The organism is Paenibacillus sp. PAMC21692 (assembly GCF_014303795.1).
Lineage (GTDB): Bacteria > Bacillota > Bacilli > Paenibacillales > Paenibacillaceae > Pristimantibacillus > Pristimantibacillus agaridevorans.
Window position 1 is genome coordinate 1,135,075 of record NZ_CP060293.1, and the last position, 20,024, is coordinate 1,155,098.

Consider the following 20,024-nt stretch of genomic DNA (forward strand, 5'->3'; position numbering starts at 1 on the left):
GAAAAGGAGGGGATACGATGACGATATATCCGAATCGGCTGATTAAGGAATCGCCCGGAGACCGGGTATTCAATGTGGCAACGCACCTGTACCTGTGGATCATTTTTGTTCTGGTCGCCTATCCGTTGATTTACGTGGTAAGCGCTTCCTTTAGCGCGCCGAGCGCGGTGATCTCGGGAAAGGTTTGGCTCTGGCCAGTAGAGCCGACATTAAACGGTTACGAGGCCGTATTTAAGAACAAGCAGCTGGTCAGCGGCTTTGCCAACTCGATCTTCTACATGGTGGCCGGCACGCTGATCAATCTGGTGATGACCGTTATGGCAGCGTTTCCCTTATCAAGGAAGGAGCTTACCGGACGAAACCTCTTTATGGCGATCTTCGTGTTCACAATGCTCTTCTCCGGGGGTCTCATTCCGAACTTTTTACTGGTCAGGGACCTGGGCATGCTCGATACGAGGTGGGCGATGCTTCTGCCGGTGGCCTTGTCGGTGTGGAACGTGATCATCACCAGAACCTATTTTCAGGCCACTATTCCGGACGAGCTATACGAGGCGGCATCGATGGACGGCTGCAACGATTTTCGCTTCCTTCTCCGTATGGCGCTTCCGCTATCTGCGCCGATCTTGGCCGTCATAGCGCTGTATTACGGGGTCGGGCACTGGAACAGTTATTTCAACGCGCTGATCTATCTGAAATCGCCGGATCTTCAGCCGCTTCAAATTATTTTGCGCAACATCCTGGTTCTGAATCAGTTGGACCCGACGATGATGCAGGATTTCGAGGCGTTGCAGCGCAAGCAGGGCCTGGTCGACATCGTCAAATATGCCGTCATCGTCGTTGCGAGCGTGCCGGTGCTGCTCATTTACCCGTTCGTGCAGAAGTACTTTGTGCGTGGAATCATGATCGGCGCCATCAAAGGCTAATGGCAAGCAAGCGCGGGAAGCGCGGGAGGATGCGAGGGTTGCAAATCTGTTAGACTTAGCTGCATGCTAAGGGTAGGAAGGATCATCGAACGGAAAAAGAAACGGGAGGCATACCATGAAAAAAATGGTCAAAACGTTAATCTTCAGTCTTTTCTGTCTGTCACTTATTCTTGCAGGATGTACAAATAGTAAGGGGAACGGCGACCAGGCGGGCAGCCCGAACGCCTCGAACGGCGGAAACGCGGGCAATGCCGGAGAAAATGCGGTTTCCGAACCGGGCAGTTACCCGATCGTCAAAGATAAAATCACATTGCGGGTCATGGCTGCACAGATTCCTCAGGTGATCGATTTCAATACAAACGAGTTTACGAAATGGTATGAAGAGAGAACGAATATCCATGTCGAATGGGAAATCGTCCCTCCGGGCAACGTCAAAGAAAAGCTGAATCTCGTTCTGGCGAGCGGCGACTATCCGGACATCTTTCTCGGACTGGGCGTCGACGATGTCATCGAGGCCCAATATGGCGTGGGTCAGCAGGTTTTCCGGCCGCTTGACGGCTTGATAGAGCAGAATATGGCTGCTTTCAAGGACGTTCTGCAAAAGCATCCGGCCGTTAAGGGTAGAATTACCGCCACGGATGGAAATATTTATTCGCTACCTACCTGGAACGATTGCTTCCACTGCGGCTTTGCCCAAAAAATGTGGATCAATCAAGAGTGGCTCGATAATCTGGGACTTCAGATGCCGACGACAACGGACGAATTTTATCAGGTGATGAAGGCCTTTAAGGAAAAGGATCCGAACGGCAACGGCAAAGCCGACGAAATTCCGCTGGCCGGCGCGACCGACGGCTGGTACACGACGATCGAAGGATTTCTAATGAGTTCGTTTATCCTCCATCCGGGGATGTACAATCCGCTGAAGATGATCGTACAAGACGGAAAGGTCATGTCGATCGTCAATACGCCTGAATATAAAGAGGGACTCGCATACCTGAATAAGCTTTACGCCGAGGGGCTGATCTATCAGCCTTCGTTCACTCAGAAGATCGACCAACTGAAGTCGATCGCCGCCAACGAGGATAGCGTGATCCTCGGCGCCTTCCCGACCGGGGCGAGCGTAGGCGTGATCGATTCTGCCACTAATCAGGAACGATACAAGCAATATGTTACTGTACCTCCGCTTGAAGGGCCGGACGGAACGAGACAGGCTGCATTCTTCCAGTTCGACGCGGCGCAAGGCGGCGATTTGCTCATCTCTTCCAGCTCCAAATATCCGGAAGCGGCCATTCGCTGGGCGGACGGCTTGTATGAATTCGAGACGCAATACCGGATGATCAGCGGGCCGAAGGATATCGGTTGGACAACCCCGGATCCGGGTGCCGTGGGGCTGAACGGGGAACCGGCGTTGTTGAAACGTTTGAAGCCTTATACCAATGAACCGCAAAATGACGGCTGGATGCATGCGGGAGTCGAATATGCGCCGGCCGAATGGCGACTGGGCGAACAGATTGAGCTCAATGCGGATCTTTTCTCGCCGGAAGGTCTCGAAAGGCTGCTTTATGAGGAGACGGCAAAAAATTATCAACCTTATGCACCGGAAAACACGACGGTCATGCCGCCAGTCAAACTGCTAGCGGAAGAAAACGACGAGCTTCAAACGATCCGGATCGAGCTGGAGAACTATATCAACGAATCGAGCGTTCGCTTTATTACCGGCGATTTGAAGCCTGAAGCAGATTGGGACAACTACGTGCAGAGTCTGGATAATATCGGTCTCAAACGATTTGTCGAGATCAGTCAAAGGGCTTACGATCGGCAATACGCGGGCAAATAAGCCATCCGAGGCGATAAGACCGTCATAACTTCGTTATGGCGGCCTTACGTCCGTCCGCAAGATAGTAATGCCTAAAGGCATGTGCTATACTTCTTTGATAACGCTTTCGCAAGTGCAGGGGGGATTCGATGTCGTTTCTAAAGAAAAGACGCAGGCATGCCACTTTGACCAAACTGATCCTTTCCTATTTGCTTGTACTCGTGATTCCGTTGCTGATCGGAAGCTATGTTTATAAGGAAACCGTCCAACTTGCGCGGGAGGAGGCGCTCCGCTCCAATCAATCCCTTCTGGAGCAAGCGCGGGCGATCGTGGACGAACGGCTGAACGAGCTGGACGCCATCTCCAAGTATATCGCGATGGACCGCAAGATCATCTCCCTCATGAACGTCGAGCGAATCGCGGAAGGCTCAAACGATTACTACAAGGTCTGGGACATCCTGAGCACGAATCCCAAGTACAATTTAACAAATAAATTTATTGTCGATTATTTCGTCTTCTTCAAAGATAACGGGCTTGTTCTTTCGTCGGATCGGTCCTATATCGGTCCGGAAGAGTTCGAGAAGAGCCTGTACCGGAATCAAGGCGTCAGTCACCCTGATTGGGACAGCGTCCTGTGGGAGAACCGTCACCAGAACCGATACGTCTCCGGCGGGCAGGTTACGATCGATGGCATGAGCCATCGCGTCATTTATTATCTGCAGTCGATTCCGTGGGAGTACAGCAGTAATCCCAAGGGGGCGCTGATGATTCTGATCGACGAATCCGCCATTCAGAACCTGCTGTCCAAGATCAACCTCGGAAGCAGCGGGATGATATTCGTCGAGAATCAGGATGGGGGCATCATTACGCAATTGACGGGAGACCAGACGGTCATCCGCCCGTCCGGCATTGCGGCGGACAGCCTGCAGGCCGGAACCTACGACTCGCCTTCCGGGGAGGAGTTTATCGTGTCCCGCTCGTTGTCGACCGTCAGCGGCTGGAAATACGTTTCCGTCGTTCCGTCGAGACTGGTGATGTCCAAGGTGGACTATATCCGCAACGTTACCTTTGCCGTACTGCTGATCACTCTTACGCTCGGCGTCGTCACGGCATGCATGCTGGCCTATAGGAACTACAAGCCGGTCAAACATCTGGTCGGCAGAATCAAGGAGCTTTTCGGAACGGACAACGACAGAAGCATGAGCGAGTATGATTATCTAGACAGCAGGATCTCGGAATTGTACCGCAACAATCGGAGCATGCGCGACCAGATGCTTCGAACGACATTTTTCGAGCGGCTGCTGAACGGCGGTTTTGACGATCACGGCGAAGATTCGTTTCCGGTTCATGTAGAAGGCGAACGCTTCGGCGTCATGCTGGCGCGGATTGTGCCGGGCAAGGATAAGTCGGACAGCCGGACGGCGGAACAAATGAACAAACTGATGCTCCTCGTAAAAGATGAGCTGTGTACCGAAGCCAATGTCCCCTATTATAAGGATGACCTGAACGATAACCGAATCGTGATCGTCGTTGCCTTCGGAGAGGGCGATCCGGCGTCGATGAAGAAGATCGTCGAACGTTTTGAAGAGAAAGTCCGGAACAAGCTGTCCGCCGACATTCACTTCTCCGCCGGAGCGGTGTACCCGGGATTGCAGAATGTAAGCATTTCGTTCGATGAGGCCAAGCAGGCGCTCGAATACGCCCGCTATGCGAAGAACGCAAAAGCCTATATGCCTTTTAGCGAAGTGCCGAACGAGAACCAGAAGTGCTACTACCCTATCGAAATGGAACTGAAGCTCATCAGCAACGTCAAGAGCGGCGACGAAGCGGAAGTTCGCAAAATCATCCGCAAAATCAGCGAGGAAAACTTCGTGAACCGAAAGTTGACGCCCGGGATGATCGAGCAGCTCATCCATGCGCTTAAGGGAACCGTCGTCCGGAGTCTCGGTCCGAATGAAATGGAACCGCAGATCGCCCGATTGCTGGAGAAAGTTCATCGGTTGGATCGGATCGAGGACATTTTCGAGGCTATTCTGGAGTCTCATTTGTTATTATGCAACGCGCTGACCGAACAGAAGAATCAGGATAAAGCAAAGTTGAGGGAGCAACTCGCCGAGTTTGTCGAGAGATCCTATATGCGGGAGGATTTTGTTCTGAATGAGCTTGCGTCCCGCTTTCATTTTTCCGAGACGCACATGTACCAGCTGTTCAAGGAGCTGATGAACGCCACATTCTCCGATTATCTTGAAAACACGCGGATTCGGCGCGCGTGCGAGTTGCTGAACGGGGAGGAATCTACGATCCGGGACGTAGCCAAGGCGGTCGGATACAGCAGCGATCAAACGTTCCGGCGAGCATTCAAGCGAGTAATGGGAGTCGCTCCCACGGATTATATAAAAGCCACTAAAGTGTTTGATGGGACATCAACATCATGAACGATTCTTAGAGGGAGTAGGTTTAACGAATGAACAAGTTGGCTTCCAGGCAAGTACATTTGGATTTTCATACTTCCGAGTTTATATCGGGAGTCGGCGCAAAATTCGATGCAACGCAATTCCAGGATGCGTTGAGAGCGGGGCATGTAAACTCCATAACGATTTTCGCCAAATGCCATCACAGCTGGAGTTATTATCCGACCACAGCGGGGCGGATGCATCCGACGCTCGATTTCGACCTGACCGGAGCGATGATGAACGCCGCGCATGAAATCGGCGTCAAGGCGCCGGTCTATCTTACGGTCGGCTGGTCGGCGGGGGATGCGGCCGATTTACCGGAATGCGTAGCGCGGCAGCAGGATGGCCGGATTCAGATGATCGGCGGAGAGCCGGATGCGTCGCCTTCCGATAAGCGGCCGATCGTCTCTTGGAAGTTCATGTGCCCGAGCGGCAGCTATGCCGACTTGATTTACGCGCAAACCCGCGAAGTGTGCGAACGTTATCCGGAGCTGGACGGTCTTTTTTACGATATTTGCTTCCAACCTCTAGGTTGTTGGTGTGCAAATTGTCTTGCCGGCATGGAGGAACAGGGGCTGAACCCGGCCGTTGAACAAGATGCGCGCAGCTATCATACCCTCAAATGGATGCGTTTCACATCGACCTGCACAGCCATTCTGAGAGAGTTTCACCCGGCTGCGTCCATTTTCTTTAACGGCGGCGCGGAGTTGAATCACAAGGAATGGCATGGCGTCCACACTCATATCGAGATGGAAGACTTGCCGACGACGTGGGGCGGATACGATAAGATGCCCGTGCGGGCCAAATATTTTGCCGCCCTTGGGCGTCAATATCTTGGAATGACCGGAAAATTCCACACGATGTGGGGCGAGTTCGGCGGGTTTAAGAGCCCGGAAGCGCTTCGCTACGAGATTGCTTCGATGATGATGTACGGCGCCCGCTGCAGCATAGGCGATCAGATGCATCCGAGCGGTCTTATGGATATGGAGACTTATCGTACGATCGGCGAAGCTTACCGCTACGCGGAACAGATCGAGGAATGGTGCTTCGAGGTCGAGGAGACGGCCACGCTGGGCGTGGTTTTATCCAACCAATCGGAAGCGGATGAAGGTCTGACCAAAATGCTGCTCGAATGCCAACTCGACTTCGACATCGCGGACCCGGAACAGGGATTGGATCGATTCGAGACGCTGATCCTGCCGGATTCCGTCGCGTTAAGCGAGGAGTCGGCCTTGCAAATTCAAAGTTATGTCGACCGGGGCGGAAGTTTGCTTCTCACGGGCACCAGCGGCTTGAATCCGGGAAAAACTCATTTTCAGATCGATGTCGGCGCCGCCTATCAAGGGCCCTCCTTATACGAGAACGACTATGTGCTTGCAGGCGAACAATTAAATGCCGGCATCGTGTCGAGTCCGTTTTTGTTCTATGAGGGCGCGGAGCAGGTTAGCGTCAAAGATGCGGAGGTTCTGGCCACGATCCACGAACCGTACTTCAACAGGACGTACGGACATTATTGCTCGCATCAGAATACGCCCTATCGTTTGGAACCGGCCGATTACCCGGCCGCCATCCGCAAAGGCAACATCATTTACGTGGCTCATCCGATCTGCACGATGTACTTCCGACATGGCGCCAAATATCATCGCGACTATCTGATGAACGCCTTGAATCTGGTTTACCGCAAGCCTGTCATGAGAGTAAACTTGCCCAGTTGCGGTCGGGCCCGATTCGTCTACCAGCCTTCCCGGAAGCGATACATTCTGCACCTGACGTATGCCGCGCCGATTCAACGCGGCAGGACGAGCGTAATCGAGGACATGCCGCCGATTTACGACGTCGCCGTAGAGCTGACCGTCAAATCAAGTGTACAACGTGCGACATTAATTCTCCAAGGCGAATCCATCCCGTTTGTGCAATCCGGCGACGCCGTGAAGCTGACGATTCCCAAGGTTCACGGACATCAAATGGTCGTTTTAGACGTGAAGGATATTCAATTTGAAGCCTAGGGGCTTTTAGCGCTAGCGCTTGCCAACGAAGGGCCGCAATAAGCGTTTTCGGCGAGAAAAAAACTCCGACGTCTCAAGAGACGCCGGAGTTTTTTACTTGTTTGCCCGATAACAGGATCGACTTCTCCACCAGCACCTGCATGGCATCGACGCTGACCTCGGCCGCATGGCGGCTCAGCTTGATGCACGATAGCTCGGTGCAGGCGAGAATGACGCAATGGCAGCCATGCGCGGTGACCAGCTCGTCGATGAGCTCCTCCAGCTCTTCGGGCGAGAAGTCCATGTTGCTCTTTACATTTTCGTAGATGATCTTCATGCTTTTCGTCTGAATGCGTTCGTCATGCTCGTACAAATTCATGCCGTATTGCTCGCACACCTTGGCATAGATCCCGCTGCGAATCGTGCCGTTCGTGGCGAGAATGCCAATTCGGCTGCCGGCGCCGAACCGGTCGTGAATGAGCTTGATCGTCTCTTCCACCATATTAATGATGGGGATGCTCGTCATGGCCTGCATTTTGTCGTAGAAATAATGGGATGTATTGCATGGTATCGCGATATGGGAGACGCCAGCCAGCTCCAGCAGCCTCAGATCCTTCGTTATGGCTTCCAGGAACAGCTCGTCCTTGCCTTCGAGGATGACGGCAGTGCGATCCGGAGCGGTAGCGTGGTTTAAGATAATCATGTCGAGATGCTCCTGATCGCGGTCGGCGGCCGTGTTCTCGATCACCTTGTCGAAGAAGACGGCAGTGGCCTTGGGTCCCATCCCCCCGATTACGCCTAAGCTTTTCTGTTCCATATATGTGATAACCTGCTCTTCCTCCGTAATAGTGCCATTCTTAAGCCCGGCTGCTCATGATTTCTCCGACGATCTCCGCTTCGTTAAACGGAATCTCGGTCTTGCCTATCACTTGCGTCGTCTCGTGGCCCTTGCCGGCAATGAGAATGACGTCGCCTTTTCGGCTCATGGCGATCGCGTATTCGATCGCTTCGCGGCGATCGACGATGCCCCGATACTCGCCTCCCGCCGATGCGACGGCCTCGGATACTTCGGCGATAATGGCATCGGGATCCTGATTTTTCGGATTGTCCGAAGTGACAACGCAGAAGTCCGCAAATTGTGCCGCCACTTTGCCCATGGCCCCGCGCTTGCCGCTGCCATCCTTGCCGGGCGCGGCGTAGACGCCGAATACGAGAATCAGCCGTCTTTCGGTAAAGGGACGCAACGTCGTCAGCGCCTTCTCCAGACTATCCTCCGTATGGGCAAAATCGATCACGATCTTGATATCGTCGTCCCGATAAGCCACCTCAAGCCGTCCCTTGATACGCTGTACGGCCCGAATGCCCGCCGCAATCTGCCCCAGTCCGATGCCCCGGCAATAAGCGGCGGCAACAGCCGCGAGGCTGTTGTACACATAGATTAACCCCGGCAGATTGACGCGGATATCGACTCTTCCGACGGGTGTGTGGGCGACATAAGTTGTGTGGTCGGCTTCGTACTGTATGTTCGTGGCGTAGACGTCCGGCAAGGCGGACTCATCGAATCCCGCGGACGGGATGTCCGGGACTACGCCGTACGTGAGCAACTGGGCGTTGTGATGGCGAACCTTGTCCGAGAGGCGACGTCCGTACTCGTCATCGATATTGACGACATTGTAGTCGCTCGTCAGGTCAAACAGCATGGCCTTGGCCTCGTAATATTCTTCCATCGTGCGGTGCAGCTCCAGATGATCCGGCGTCAGGTTCGTAAAGACGCCGATGCGGAAGCGGGAAGCCGCCGCCCGCTGCAGACTCAAGGCATGCGAGGATACCTCCATGACGCAGGTGTCTACGCCGGCATGCGCCATGTCCGAGAACATATGCTGCAAATGCAGCGATTCCGGCGTTGTTGGCGTCGTCGATTTCGTAGCCAGAGGCGTGTCGCCAATCATGGCGCCAATCGTACCGATTACGCCGACGGTGGCGCGCGCTTCTTCGAGAATCGACTTTACGAAATAAGTTGTGGACGTTTTTCCGTTCGTTCCCGTAATGCCGATCAAGCTGAGCTTCTCCGAAGGGTTGTCGTAGAAACGCGCGGAAGCAAGCGCCAGCGCCCGGCGAGTATCCGTCACCTTAACGACCACGATGGAGGAAGGCAGGCCGGACAGTTCGACCTCGCGCTCCACGAGGATGGCCGCAGCCCCGTTCTCGGCAGCTTTGGATATATAGCGATGGCCATCGACGGTAAAGCCGGTTATCGCGACGAACAGCCCGGACTCGGCAACCTCGCGGGAATCGAAGGCTATCGACGATACATTCACGACGTTCGGCTCACCCTGCAGAGCGACATAGTCCAGCTCTTCTATTAAGGCACGAAGCAGCATGCGATCAGCCCCTTTACTTATTAGCTTATTGAACTAGCAGTCGAATCATGACATCCGCTAGTGTTACTTTGTCACACTGTTTCAAATATTTATGTAAGGTGTACATATGCTCATCAAGCCGAGAACGATCACAACACCTTGATTAGCTTGCAAGGCTTAATCATTGAGAAAGGAGATGAACGCAGTAATCTCTTCTTGTCCTATATGAAGACATTTTACTGCAACAATTCTTAGATTACAATTGCGTCTGGAGGCCGTTAGCTGCAACAGGGAACGAATAGGCCTAAAGTTCTAGTAAAAGGAAAAAAAGGAACCCGTCTGTCGAATCATGCCTGAAAATTATTGCCATTCGTCGACAAGATTTTACAAACTCTTTGGTTGGGACAGAGTATAATGGTACTATTCCTCACGAAGTCTGCCAGATAAGGAGTGTGCCTCGAAGCGATTATGGATAAACAACATCTGCTAACTCAGTTGCAATCGCTAAGGCTCAAGCTTCATGAAATTGCCGAGGCGCGGGGGAGTTTGACAGACCCGGCGGTCCTTGCTATTAGCGAGGAAGCCGATCAGCTTATCGTCGCACTGCAGTATCTGCAGCGCGAAGAGGCCCAGCATTCGTCCGATCTAAGAGATATAAGAAAATAGATGCTTCTCAACGATTTCGTAACCTACGGAAAAACCGGGTAAGCAGCAAAGCGCATTCCGCTTGCAGGACGCCGCTTGTGAGCTCCGTTTCGTGATTGAAACGGGGCTCTTGTAGTAGGTTCATAAGCGTTCCGGCGCAGCCGGCCTTGGGATCGACCGTGCCGTAGACGACACGCTTTACGCGGGACTGGACAAGCGCTCCGGCGCACATGGGGCAAGGCTCCAGCGTGACATAGAGCGTGCAGTCTAGCAGCCGCCAGGCGCCAATGCGTTCGCATGCGTCGCGAATGGCGACCATCTCCGCATGGGCGGTCGGGTCATGCTTCGTCTCCCGGAGATTATGGCCGCGTCCAATGATTTCATTATCGCGAACGATGACCGCGCCGATGGGCACCTCTCCGATGGCTTCCGCCTTTTCGGCTTCGGCGATCGCTTCCATCATCCATTCACGATCCTCTTGCTCTCTTCTCATAGTCAGTCTCCTATTCCTGCGGGAATGATCGTATATCCAACGAACAAATATTCCGGTGTTAACAGGCAGTGGATAATTTTGTGGATAACTGAAAAATTATCAACAAAGTTGTGCACATTCCATCCACGATTGTGCATAACTATTGTGGGCAGTGTTAACGTAATGTGTATATCTGCTAAATTAGCAGGTTCAAAAAGTTCGGTTTCCAGTACCGCTTTTTATGTAAGTCTCCCGGATCATCTTGCGAAGGGTGGGTCACGCCTTGTCGATCAAGTCCAAGTTGACGGTGGCAATCTCGTTCATGTTGGTGTCCGTCGTCATTCTGTACCATCTGGTCAGCGAATATACCATGGTAAAAGGCTTCGAGCAATTAATGAGTGCGTCCATACGCCAATCTTCCGAACAGGCCAGCCTGGCCGTCAGAGATTACGAGAACCGCGGCAAGCCGCAAAATACAGCCGGCATCGATCGTTTGATTCAGCCGGATGGGATATTTCTCCGGATCCTCGAAATCAATCCTTTCATTAAGGAAATCACGGTGTTCGGCAACGATTCCGGTCAGGTCAACTACGGTACGTATACATATATTGATGCTAACAACGATCCGTTCATCGCGCAAGCTCGCCGGGACGAATCCTTACAATATACCACGTTCGATCACAACGGAGAATCTTATTATCGCAGCTTCCTGGCCAGCCCCGACGCGCGCGGGCTTGTGGTCAGCGTTGTCTACGACAAGTCCAGCATCGAGAGCATGCTTGGCTTGAAGAGGCATCATGCGCTTGTCTACACAGGCATATTCCTGCTATGTACGATGATATTGACCTATATTTTGATCGGCTTCATGATTCGCCCCCTCAAGGACATATTATGGAAGGTCAATGAAGTGTCGTCCGTCCGATTTCACAAGCCGATCCAGATCAAACGCAAGGATGAGTTCGGTCTGCTTGCGCTCAAGATTAATGCCATGTCGCAAAATCTCAGTATCTATATGGATAAGCTTCGAAAGGCTTTCGAAGAGAATCGGCGAATGAAAGAACATCTGGAGTCGTTCATTAATCATTCCAATGATGCTATTCATCTCATGGATCTGGAAGGCAAGGTGATTCAGATCAATCGGGCCTTCGAGCAGTTGTTCGGATATGAAGAGTCCGAAGTGCTCGGCATGAGGTTCCCGACCGTGCCGGACACTCACCGCATGGAGAAGCGCCAGATGATCGGCTTGCTCCTGACCGGCAAGAAGCTGCCGGCCCAAGAGACTGTACGCATGACGAAGTCGGGCGAGATCATTCCCGTCAGCGTCATGGTATCGCCGATCCGCGACTCGGACGGGACGATCCGCGCCTTCGCAAGCATCTGCCGGGATATGCGCAGCCGGAACCGGATGGAGGAGCTGCTTAGACGGTCGGAGAAGCTGACGACGGTCGGTCAGCTGGCTGCCGGAGTCGCTCACGAAATTCGTAACCCGCTAACTACGCTGCGGGGCTTCCTGCAACTGCAGCAGCAGAGCCAGAAGCTGTCTCTAAGCCATGTAAATCTGATGCTGTCGGAGCTGGACCGAATTAATCTGATCGTCGGAGAGTTCCTTATACTGGCGAAGCCGCAAGCCACGAAGTTCGTGACGAAGGATATACGCAACGTCCTCAATGATGTGCTCGTATTTCTGGATAGCGAAGCTCATCTTCATAATATCGTTTTCCGGACCGTCATTACCGAAGAGGAGTGCCGAATCTCGTGCGAGGAGAATCAGCTCAAGCAAGTTTTTATCAATCTGCTAAAAAACGCGATTGAAGCTATGCCGGGGGGAGGCTCCGTCCATATCTCTATCCAGCGCAAGGGCGACCGAATCGCAATATCGATAACGGATGAAGGGGTAGGCATTCCGGAGGAGATGATCTCGAAGATCGGCGATCCGTTTTTCACGGCGAAGGAGACGGGCACGGGGCTTGGCATTATGGTGAGCCAGCGCATCATTACCAGCCATCAAGGTACGATGGATATTCAGAGTCAGGTGAATGTTGGAACCTCCGTAAAGGTGACGCTGCCGGCACTGAAGAAAGAGCCCCAAGAAGATCTTCCTGCTGCGCAGTAAGAGAGGCTTCTCGAGAGAGAGAAAAGGAGAGGGTCGGCAATGGGAAGAAGGGCCATTATAGCAGGGGCAACCGGCCTGGTTGGGGGAGAGCTGGTAAAGCTTCTGCTGGGGATGAGGGAATATGAGGCGATTACCGTGCTGGTGCGCAGACGCATAAATGTTGCGCATCCCAGACTAACGCAGCTCGTGATCGACTACGAGAAGCTTGGAGAACTGCCGCCCGAGTTGTTTGCGGAAACCGACGTCTATTGCGCACTCGGCACAACCATGAAGAAGGCGGGTTCCAAGGAGAGCTTTGAGCGGGTGGATTATCATTATCCCATGGAGTTGGGGAAGCTCGCAAAGCGGGCTGGGGCAGCGAGTTACCTGCTCGTATCCTCGACGGGAGCAGACGCGAACTCCAAGTTTTTCTACACCAGGGTCAAAGGCAGATTGGAGCGGGATCTTCAGTCGCTGTCGCTGCGCTCGCTGCATCTCTTCCGCCCGTCGCTTATTCTGGGCGATAGAGGAGAGTTCCGGTTCGGGGAGAGCGTTGCAGCGAAATTATCGGCATGGATGCCGTTATTGTTCGCGGGCCCATTAGGCAAGTACAAGCCCGTACATGCGGAGGCAATCGCTGGAGCCATGGCGGCCGCAGCGCTGACGAAAGGGACGTTCGAAAGGATCATTCCCTCTAACCGGATAGGATCGATGGCGTCTTTGTTGCGCAAATAAGAAAGTTAGTGTAGCATACGCTACAGCGAGGTGAGGCAGCAGTGAGAATCAATAAATTTATAAGCGAGACCGGCTTCTGCTCCCGCCGGGAGGCGGATAAGCTGGTGGAGTCGGGCAAGGTAACGATTAATGGCGTGACCGCCGTTCTCGGGAGCCAGGCAGAGCAGGGCGACGATGTTCGGGTTAACGGCAGGCAAATTGGCGAGCAGCGCCGCCACGTCTATATCGCGCTTAATAAGCCGGTCGGTATTACAAGCACGTCAGAGAGCCATATTAAAGGTAATATCGTCGATTTCGTGGGACATTCCGAACGGATCTTCCCGATCGGGAGGCTCGATAAGGATTCGGAAGGACTTATTTTGCTTACGAACGACGGCGATGTGGTTAATCCCATTCTACGTTCGGAAGGGAAACACGAGAAAGAATATATCGTGACGGTGGACAGGCCCATTACGGAAGCTTTCGTCAAGGGGATGTCTACAGGGGTTAAAGTGCTGGGGAGTCTGACGTTGCCCTGCAAAGTGACGCGCGTCGCGGAGCGTACATTCCGTATCGTGCTGACGGAAGGACGCAATCGGCAAATTCGGCGCATGTGCGAGGCACTCGGTTTCCATGTCCGCAGACTAAAGAGAGTGCGGATTATGAACATTCATCTCGGCGAGTTGGCCGTAGGCAAGTGGCGCGACCTGACCGAAGATGAGCGCAGGGAGCTGTTTGATCTGCTGCAATATGAGACGCGGTAAGGTGAAACGGCTGACTCCGTCCTCTGGCGGGGCAGCGCGTTTCAAAAAAAGAAGCTTTCGTCTCCGCATGTCGGCGAAGATGAAAGCTTCTTTGTGTTCGGATAAGCTCCTGGGCTCTGTACGATTAGTCTCACTGTGAGGCGTTGTCGCTCACGGACAGGTTTTGTGTATTCTGCGTATTGACATAGGTGTGCAGAATGGAGACTTCGACGCGGCGATTCTTCGCTTTATTCGCGACCGAGTTGTTCTCTGCCACAGGATGGTTTTCACCATATCCGGTGGCGCTGAACCGTTTTTCATCGAGCGCTTTGTTCTCCAGCATAACATCCAGGAAGCGGACCGCGCGCATGACGCTCAGATCCCAGTTAGAGCGGAATTGCGAATTGTGGATCGGCGTATCGTCCGTATGGCCGGCAACGATCACATCGTAATTCGGATATTGCGTAAGCATGGTCGCTATCGCCCCGGCAAGCTCCCTGGATTCGGGCTTGACAGTAGCTTGTGCCGGCGCGAATAAGGCGTTGTCGCTGATGATGATGAGCAGCTGAGACATGTTCATCTTCGTCTCCAGATCGGAGGTGAGGCCGTTCTTGTCGATATAGGCGTCGATCTTCTTTTTAAGATCCTCCAGCTCCGCCTGCTCCTTCTTAATCAACTCTTCGAGGCTGGACTCGGACTGCTGCTCTTGTTGCTGCTGGCTCTCCGTTTTCTTGTCGTTATCCTTGTCGCCGCCCTGATTTTTTTTGGTCGTATCTTCGCCTTCTTTTACGATCGTGGGAAGGTCCAGAACGCCGCTGCCGTTGCTGAGCGCAATGCTAAACGCTTGAGACATCTCTTCGAACTTCTTTACATCAACGGAATTCATCGAATAGAGAACGATAAAGAGCGCAAGCAGCAAGGTGAGCAAGTCGGCATAAGGGATAAGCCAAGATTCATCTACGTGCTCCTCGTGATCGTCATGCTTCCTATGCTTTCTGCTCAACGGCCCCTTCCTCCTTCTCTTTCATCTTCAGCCGCTCCGTAGGAGTGAGGAATACGGAAAGCTTCTGGTGAATGGCGATCGTGGATACGCCGGACTGAATGGACAACAGTCCCTCCAGCATCATCAGTCTGATCTGGATCTCTTGCTTGGAGATCCGCTTAAGTCTATTGGCAATGGGATGCCACAGGACATAACCTGTAAAGATACCGAGCAGGGTTGCGATGAACGCGCCTGCGATGGCATGCGCAAGCTTGTCCATATCGCTCATCTCGGACAGGGCGGCGACGAGGCCGACGACCGCGCCGAGTACCCCGAGCGTTGGAGCGTAAGTGCCTGCCTGCGTGAAGATCAAAGCGCCAGCCTTATGGCGGTCCTCTGTGGCGGCGATATCCTCCAGGAGAACGTCGCGGACAAGATCCTGGTCATTGCCGTCAATAATCATGCGCATGCCGTTACGAAGAAATGTGTCCTCGATCTCGTCGACGCGAGCCTCAAGCGCTAGCAAACCTTCGCGGCGGGTGATGGATGCCCACTCCATGAAACGGCTGATCAATTCCTCGCGGGAGGTGAGCTTTTGCTCGGCGAATACGATCTTGAACAGTTTGCCGACTTTTTTGAGTTCGGACATTGGGAAGGCGACCATGACGGAGGCAACGGTGCCGAGAATAATAATCATAAAGGCTGCAGGATTCATAAGCGACGATAAGTGCGCGCCCTTAACCACCATCCCGCCCAGCACTGCGATTAGACCTAACACAAGACCGATAATTGTTGAGTTCTTCATCATACACCCCGTCCAGTATGTTCTATATTTGAGCCGTCTACTTCTATTTATATCGTCAAAAGGGTATTCTGAAATTATAGAGGTTGTTCAAAAAGTCCGCTTTCCATTACGAAGTACTCCCTGAGGCCTACTCGACATCGAATATTGAATGCAGCAGAACCTAAGCATATGCTTTCGAAGTATGTTTCCTCCGGAAACATTGCGGTTGCTCACGTAGCTCTGCTACGCTCCGCTACTCAGTTTCTAGCTGCTTCAATCTTCTCGGTACTGAAAACCGAACTTTTTGAACACGTACTTAATTGTAATACGTTTCAAACCATAATTTTAAGGAGATGTGTGAACGATGGGTGTACGGCACGCGCGCGAATATGCGGTTATATTGAAGGAATTAACTCAAGCGGTGGGGGATATCGAGGGCAGCTACTCCTTCTTCGAGATGGAGCCGGAAGAGTGGGCGGCGCTGCCGACATCTGATCGGCATGAGGTTATGGAAGCGTTGGCGGACGACGTCTTCTTCGGACTTGGCGAAGAACCCGTCATCAAGGTTGGACAGGGTGAGATTGTGTACAACAACAAGCATCATATTATAGAAGTGATGCAAGGAGATAATGTCATTCACATTATTCGCCTCATCTAATCTTTACAACGTTACAGCTCTCCATTAGAATAAAAGCAAATCACAATGGCATGATAGCTAACATGTACATTACATTGGAGAGAGCGACATGACTGGTTCTCATTCGGCGGGCTCGTTGCCGCCAAGTCTTCGACTGGACGGGGAAACGTTAGCAGCCTACTATCAACCTATTATTGCGCTCGATACGAGAAGGATTGAAGGCTACGAGGTGCTCGGGAGAGCCGTTGGCGAAAAGGGCCCGAGGAGTCTGGGGCCCTTCTTCGGCGATGATGCTATCCCGATGGAGGATCATCTTCTTGTTGACCGGCTGCTGAGAGAGCAGGCGATAGCCAAGCATGCATGCCAAGAAAATCCCCCGCTGCTTTTTCTGAACCTTAAGCCAGCCTGGATTTACCGGCAAGGAGAGAATGGCGAGCTGTATACGTTGGATCTGATCGCCAAGCATCATGCCGATCCGGCTCGTATCGTGATCGAAATAACGGAGGAAAGTTTCCATGGCTCCATGGATGTGTTGCGGGAGGTGGTCGACCGTTATCGCGCGGCCGGCTGTCTGATCGCTATCGATGATGTCGGGAGCGGCTTTAGCAGCGCCGATCGTATCGCCCAGATTCAACCCAACCTGCTCAAGATCGATATGCATATCGTCAAACGAAGCGGGACGCACAATGGCTACTATGGGGTGCTTCGTTCGTTCTCCGAGCTTGCCGAGCAGATTGGCGCCTCTTTGCTGTTCGAGGGTGTGGAGACGAGAGAGGATCTGGAGCGCGCCATCCAATCCGGAGCCAGGTACGTACAAGGTTTCTTGTTCGCGCGGGCGGGAGCCGACTTTATCGGTCCGGCAAGCTTTGCCGCCGTCATCGAGAACGAGCTGGAACGCAATCTTAGGCAGCTCGCTCATACCGAGAGGTGGTGGCAGCAGCAGGCAGAACGTCTGGCGGAGCACCTGCAGGCGATTATGCTTGGAGCGGTACTGCCGGAGAAGGCCGACGACTGGCTGGAGTTGCTTATCCCGCATTTAAAATCCTCTTGCACCAAGGTATACCTATGCAACGAGGAAGGCATTCAGCTGTCCGCGAATTTCAGCAGGGGGGAAGACGGAGTCTGGAAGCGGGAAGAAGAGTACCGGTATGCGAATTGGAGTTGGAGGCCGTATTTTGTCCCGAACCTGGTTCAACTGGGTGAGAGCCGAAGGGCGATAGTATCCCGCTCGTATACGGATCTGGATTCCAGAGCATGGATTCGTTCGGTCTCGGTGCTCGTCCGTCCCGGTCTGATCCTGTTTGCAGACAGCAAGGATGAGGTTAGTCCGTGGGAAGCCTCTTCATGAGGTGGCCGTCAGATCTTGGAAGCTGCAAACACGCGCTTAACGAGGCGCTTCGTACACCATGCAGTGGAACCACTCAGGCTCCCCGCCGCTGAAAGACGGGCGAAGATAGGTGTCGGTAATGCTGAAGCCGGCTTTCTCATAGGCGCGGATGGCCCGGACATTCCACACAAGCACTTCGAGGTCGATCTCGTTGCCCGGACATCGACGAAGAGCTTCCGCTGCCATGAGACCGACAACCGAAGAGCCCAACCCTTGGCCGCACAGGTCGGGATACAGTCCGAGGCCAAGTCTGGTCACGCTGCCCATGGGGAAGAATTGGGCATAGCCAATCAACCTTTGCCGTTCGTCGAGAATGGCTCCATATTGCTCTGCTCGCAGGACGGGATCACCGAATTCGATTCCGTCCTGTTGCATTTGATCCCAGGACGGCCAGTTGAAGCGCTCGTATGGTTCTTCGTACCTCCACGTACATAGCTGTTCCGCGTGGGAGACTTCCAGTGGTCCGATAGTCAGCGCCGATAGATTTGGTTTATAATAACTAAGGTTAGGTTCATGCTCTGCAGAATTCATCATAATTTGATTATATCAGATAGGCGCCGCGGCGCGTGTATGTAGTAAGGAGAATCGGCAACGTGAAGAAGCTGCTATGGATCGGATGTTTATCTTATCTCGTTATTGGTATCGCCCACGTGGTGGGAGGCTCGGTATTAGAACAGTTGATTGCCTATTATGGCGTCTCTTACAAGGATGGCGGCCAGTGGATAATGAATCAATTTCTGGGGTTTATGGTCGGCGTTCTGCTAGCCCCTACTCTGACGGCGGGCATAGGGAAACGCGGCGCCGTATTGCTGGCCATGGGTTTGCTCACCCTTAGCGAAGCGGCGTACAGCTTGCTGCTGCCTTGGGGATGGATGCTCGCCATCGCTCCCATCGCGGGGGTCGGCTTCGGGATGACGGAGGCAATCGTAGGGGCGGTCATCATCGACCTGGTAAAGGGAAAGGCGTCGGCCATGAGCCGTCTCGAAACGTTCTTTGGAATCGGGGCGCTCATCATTCCGGTGACTGTGGCCTACCTTATTCAAGAGCACATCTGGCAGCTGTCATTCCCGATTCTGTCCGCCATGGCGGGGATTACCTTTGTTTTATGGTTGACGATGTCCTTCGGTGAGCTGGACAGTCAGCTTGGGCTGGCGGCAAGGCCGGCAACGTCAGGTGCAAGGGAACGTGCAGCTTCGAGCCATGCTGATGCCAAGGCGGAAACAAATGTGGGTGCCGACGGCGGGGGTTCGCCGGAAGACGCAACCATGTCCAAACCTTCGGGAGGAGTCTTGCTAGGATATTCGGGTCGACTGTTGCCTTTCCTGATTCTCTGCGCGCTGTTCTTCCTGATGTACGTGGGGATGGAGATGAGTTTCTCCAACTACCTTCCGTCCATACTCATCACCCGTACGGAGATGGGAGAAGCTGGCGCGGCTGCTTCGCTTAGCTTGTTCTGGGGAACGATCGTACTGGGCAGGCTGTTCGCGGGAGTGATTGCGGAGAAGGTCGGCTATGGAAGGTACCTGACGATTTCTACCCTGGGGGCCGCGATCGTATTCCTGCTAATGACGATTACGACCAGCTTGAACGGGATGCTGCTATTGATTGCGCTTGGCGGACTGTTTTTCTCCGGCGTGTTCGGCATCGCATTGGTGTACGCCAACAGCTTGCTGCCGGGTATGACGGAGCGGACGACAAGTCTAATGGTAGCGTTTGGAGGTATCGGCGGCGCCTTGTTTCCGAGAATGACGGGTTGGCTGATGGATCGCTTCGAAGTGGAATATACGATTTTTTATCTTGCCGTACTGGTTGTCATCATGTTCGTCCTGCTTGGAGTGATCCTTCATCAAGGTCGTAGATTGGCGGGTCATATGGAGCGTCTGAGGTCGTAAGCGGCGGATTCTACACTGAGAAAACCAAACGGCTGTCGCCAAGGCGAAACGGCTACGCCGTCCTTTGGCGGCGGGGCGCGTTTCGTTCCGAGAATTATAGAGAAAGTACGACGAAATCATATACTTTCCTATAATTCCA

At 53.2% G+C, this 20,024-nt stretch carries 17 protein-coding genes; 11 read left to right on the top strand and 6 right to left on the bottom strand.

The genetic code is table 11. The features are described from left to right. The first annotated feature begins 17 nt into the window (after positions 1–17). From H7F31_RS04575 to H7F31_RS04590, 4 genes are all read left to right on the top strand, one after another. Positions 18–923 (top strand): carbohydrate ABC transporter permease, encoded by a 906-nt coding sequence (locus H7F31_RS04575; RefSeq protein ID WP_187103214.1) that lies wholly within the window; start codon positions 18–20, stop codon positions 921–923. Positions 924–1,038: 115 nt separating this feature from the next. Beyond that, positions 1,039–2,760, top strand: a complete 1,722-nt coding sequence (locus tag H7F31_RS04580; RefSeq protein ID WP_187103215.1) for an ABC transporter substrate-binding protein — start codon at positions 1,039–1,041, stop codon at positions 2,758–2,760. 128 nt (positions 2,761–2,888) lie between these two features. Continuing rightward, the gene (locus H7F31_RS04585; protein ID WP_187103216.1) at positions 2,889–5,174 is read left to right on the top strand and encodes a helix-turn-helix domain-containing protein; all 2,286 of its coding nucleotides are present in this window, start codon (positions 2,889–2,891) and stop codon (positions 5,172–5,174) included. 29 nt (positions 5,175–5,203) lie between these two features. Further along, the gene (locus tag H7F31_RS04590; RefSeq protein ID WP_187103217.1) at positions 5,204–7,198 is read left to right on the top strand and encodes an alpha-amylase family protein; all 1,995 of its coding nucleotides are present in this window, start codon (positions 5,204–5,206) and stop codon (positions 7,196–7,198) included. Between the two features lie 73 nt (positions 7,199–7,271). Here the strand turns inward: H7F31_RS04590 and H7F31_RS04595 are convergent, their stop codons facing one another. Together H7F31_RS04595 and H7F31_RS04600 are read right to left on the bottom strand one after the other, a co-directional pair. After that, complete coding sequence (locus H7F31_RS04595) at positions 7,272–7,994, bottom strand: cysteate racemase (RefSeq protein ID WP_187103218.1); 723 nt, start codon at positions 7,992–7,994, stop codon at positions 7,272–7,274. A 40-nt stretch (positions 7,995–8,034) separates the two neighbouring features. Next, the gene (locus H7F31_RS04600) at positions 8,035–9,558 is read right to left on the bottom strand and encodes a UDP-N-acetylmuramoyl-L-alanyl-D-glutamate--2,6-diaminopimelate ligase (RefSeq protein ID WP_187103219.1); all 1,524 of its coding nucleotides are present in this window, start codon (positions 9,556–9,558) and stop codon (positions 8,035–8,037) included. Between the two features lie 447 nt (positions 9,559–10,005). Here H7F31_RS04600 and H7F31_RS04605 point away from each other — a divergent pair, with 447 nt between their 5' ends. Beyond that, complete coding sequence (locus H7F31_RS04605) at positions 10,006–10,203, top strand: aspartyl-phosphate phosphatase Spo0E family protein (protein WP_087569978.1); 198 nt, start codon at positions 10,006–10,008, stop codon at positions 10,201–10,203. A 7-nt stretch (positions 10,204–10,210) separates the two neighbouring features. On the opposite strand, the gene tadA is transcribed toward H7F31_RS04605, so the two are convergent. Next, entirely contained in the window at positions 10,211–10,675 is a 465-nt protein-coding gene (tadA, locus tag H7F31_RS04610) for a tRNA adenosine(34) deaminase TadA (RefSeq protein WP_187103220.1), read from the bottom strand. 262 nt (positions 10,676–10,937) lie between these two features. Here tadA and H7F31_RS04615 point away from each other — a divergent pair, with 262 nt between their 5' ends. The 3 genes from H7F31_RS04615 to rluF are packed head-to-tail and all read left to right on the top strand — an operon-like array spanning position 10,938 to position 14,224. Continuing rightward, complete coding sequence (locus H7F31_RS04615; RefSeq protein WP_261800299.1) at positions 10,938–12,767, top strand: PAS domain S-box protein; 1,830 nt, start codon at positions 10,938–10,940, stop codon at positions 12,765–12,767. A gap of 39 nt (positions 12,768–12,806) precedes the next feature. After that, positions 12,807–13,481, top strand: a complete 675-nt coding sequence (locus H7F31_RS04620; RefSeq protein WP_187103221.1) for a Rossmann-fold NAD(P)-binding domain-containing protein — start codon at positions 12,807–12,809, stop codon at positions 13,479–13,481. Between the two features lie 41 nt (positions 13,482–13,522). Then, positions 13,523–14,224 carry a 23S rRNA pseudouridine(2604) synthase RluF gene (gene rluF / locus H7F31_RS04625; RefSeq protein WP_187103222.1) on the top strand — a complete coding sequence of 234 codons (702 nt, stop codon included), beginning with the start codon at positions 13,523–13,525 and terminating at the stop codon, positions 14,222–14,224. Positions 14,225–14,354: 130 nt separating this feature from the next. On the opposite strand, the gene H7F31_RS04630 is transcribed toward rluF, so the two are convergent. Beyond that, positions 14,355–15,206, bottom strand: a complete 852-nt coding sequence (locus H7F31_RS04630) for a flagellar motor protein MotB (RefSeq protein ID WP_187103223.1) — start codon at positions 15,204–15,206, stop codon at positions 14,355–14,357. Then, positions 15,190–15,990 carry a flagellar motor stator protein MotA gene (motA, locus tag H7F31_RS04635; RefSeq protein WP_187103224.1) on the bottom strand — a complete coding sequence of 267 codons (801 nt, stop codon included), beginning with the start codon at positions 15,988–15,990 and terminating at the stop codon, positions 15,190–15,192. Before motA ends, H7F31_RS04630 begins: the two co-directional genes overlap by 17 nt. Positions 15,991–16,333: 343 nt before the next feature. On the opposite strand from motA, the gene H7F31_RS04640 reads away from it, so the two are divergent. Together H7F31_RS04640 and H7F31_RS04645 are read left to right on the top strand one after the other, a co-directional pair. Continuing rightward, positions 16,334–16,627 carry a hypothetical protein gene (locus H7F31_RS04640; RefSeq protein WP_187103225.1) on the top strand — a complete coding sequence of 98 codons (294 nt, stop codon included), beginning with the start codon at positions 16,334–16,336 and terminating at the stop codon, positions 16,625–16,627. Positions 16,628–16,715: 88 nt separating this feature from the next. Continuing rightward, positions 16,716–17,954 carry an EAL domain-containing protein gene (locus H7F31_RS04645; protein WP_187103226.1) on the top strand — a complete coding sequence of 413 codons (1,239 nt, stop codon included), beginning with the start codon at positions 16,716–16,718 and terminating at the stop codon, positions 17,952–17,954. 36 nt (positions 17,955–17,990) lie between these two features. Here the strand turns inward: H7F31_RS04645 and H7F31_RS04650 are convergent, their stop codons facing one another. After that, positions 17,991–18,527: a GNAT family N-acetyltransferase gene (locus H7F31_RS04650; protein ID WP_261800300.1), complete on the bottom strand. Its 537-nt coding sequence runs from the start codon at positions 18,525–18,527 to the stop codon at positions 17,991–17,993. A gap of 59 nt (positions 18,528–18,586) precedes the next feature. On the opposite strand from H7F31_RS04650, the gene H7F31_RS04655 reads away from it, so the two are divergent. Continuing rightward, positions 18,587–19,885: an MFS transporter gene (locus H7F31_RS04655; RefSeq protein ID WP_187103227.1), complete on the top strand. Its 1,299-nt coding sequence runs from the start codon at positions 18,587–18,589 to the stop codon at positions 19,883–19,885. Positions 19,886–20,024: the final 139 nt, after the last annotated feature.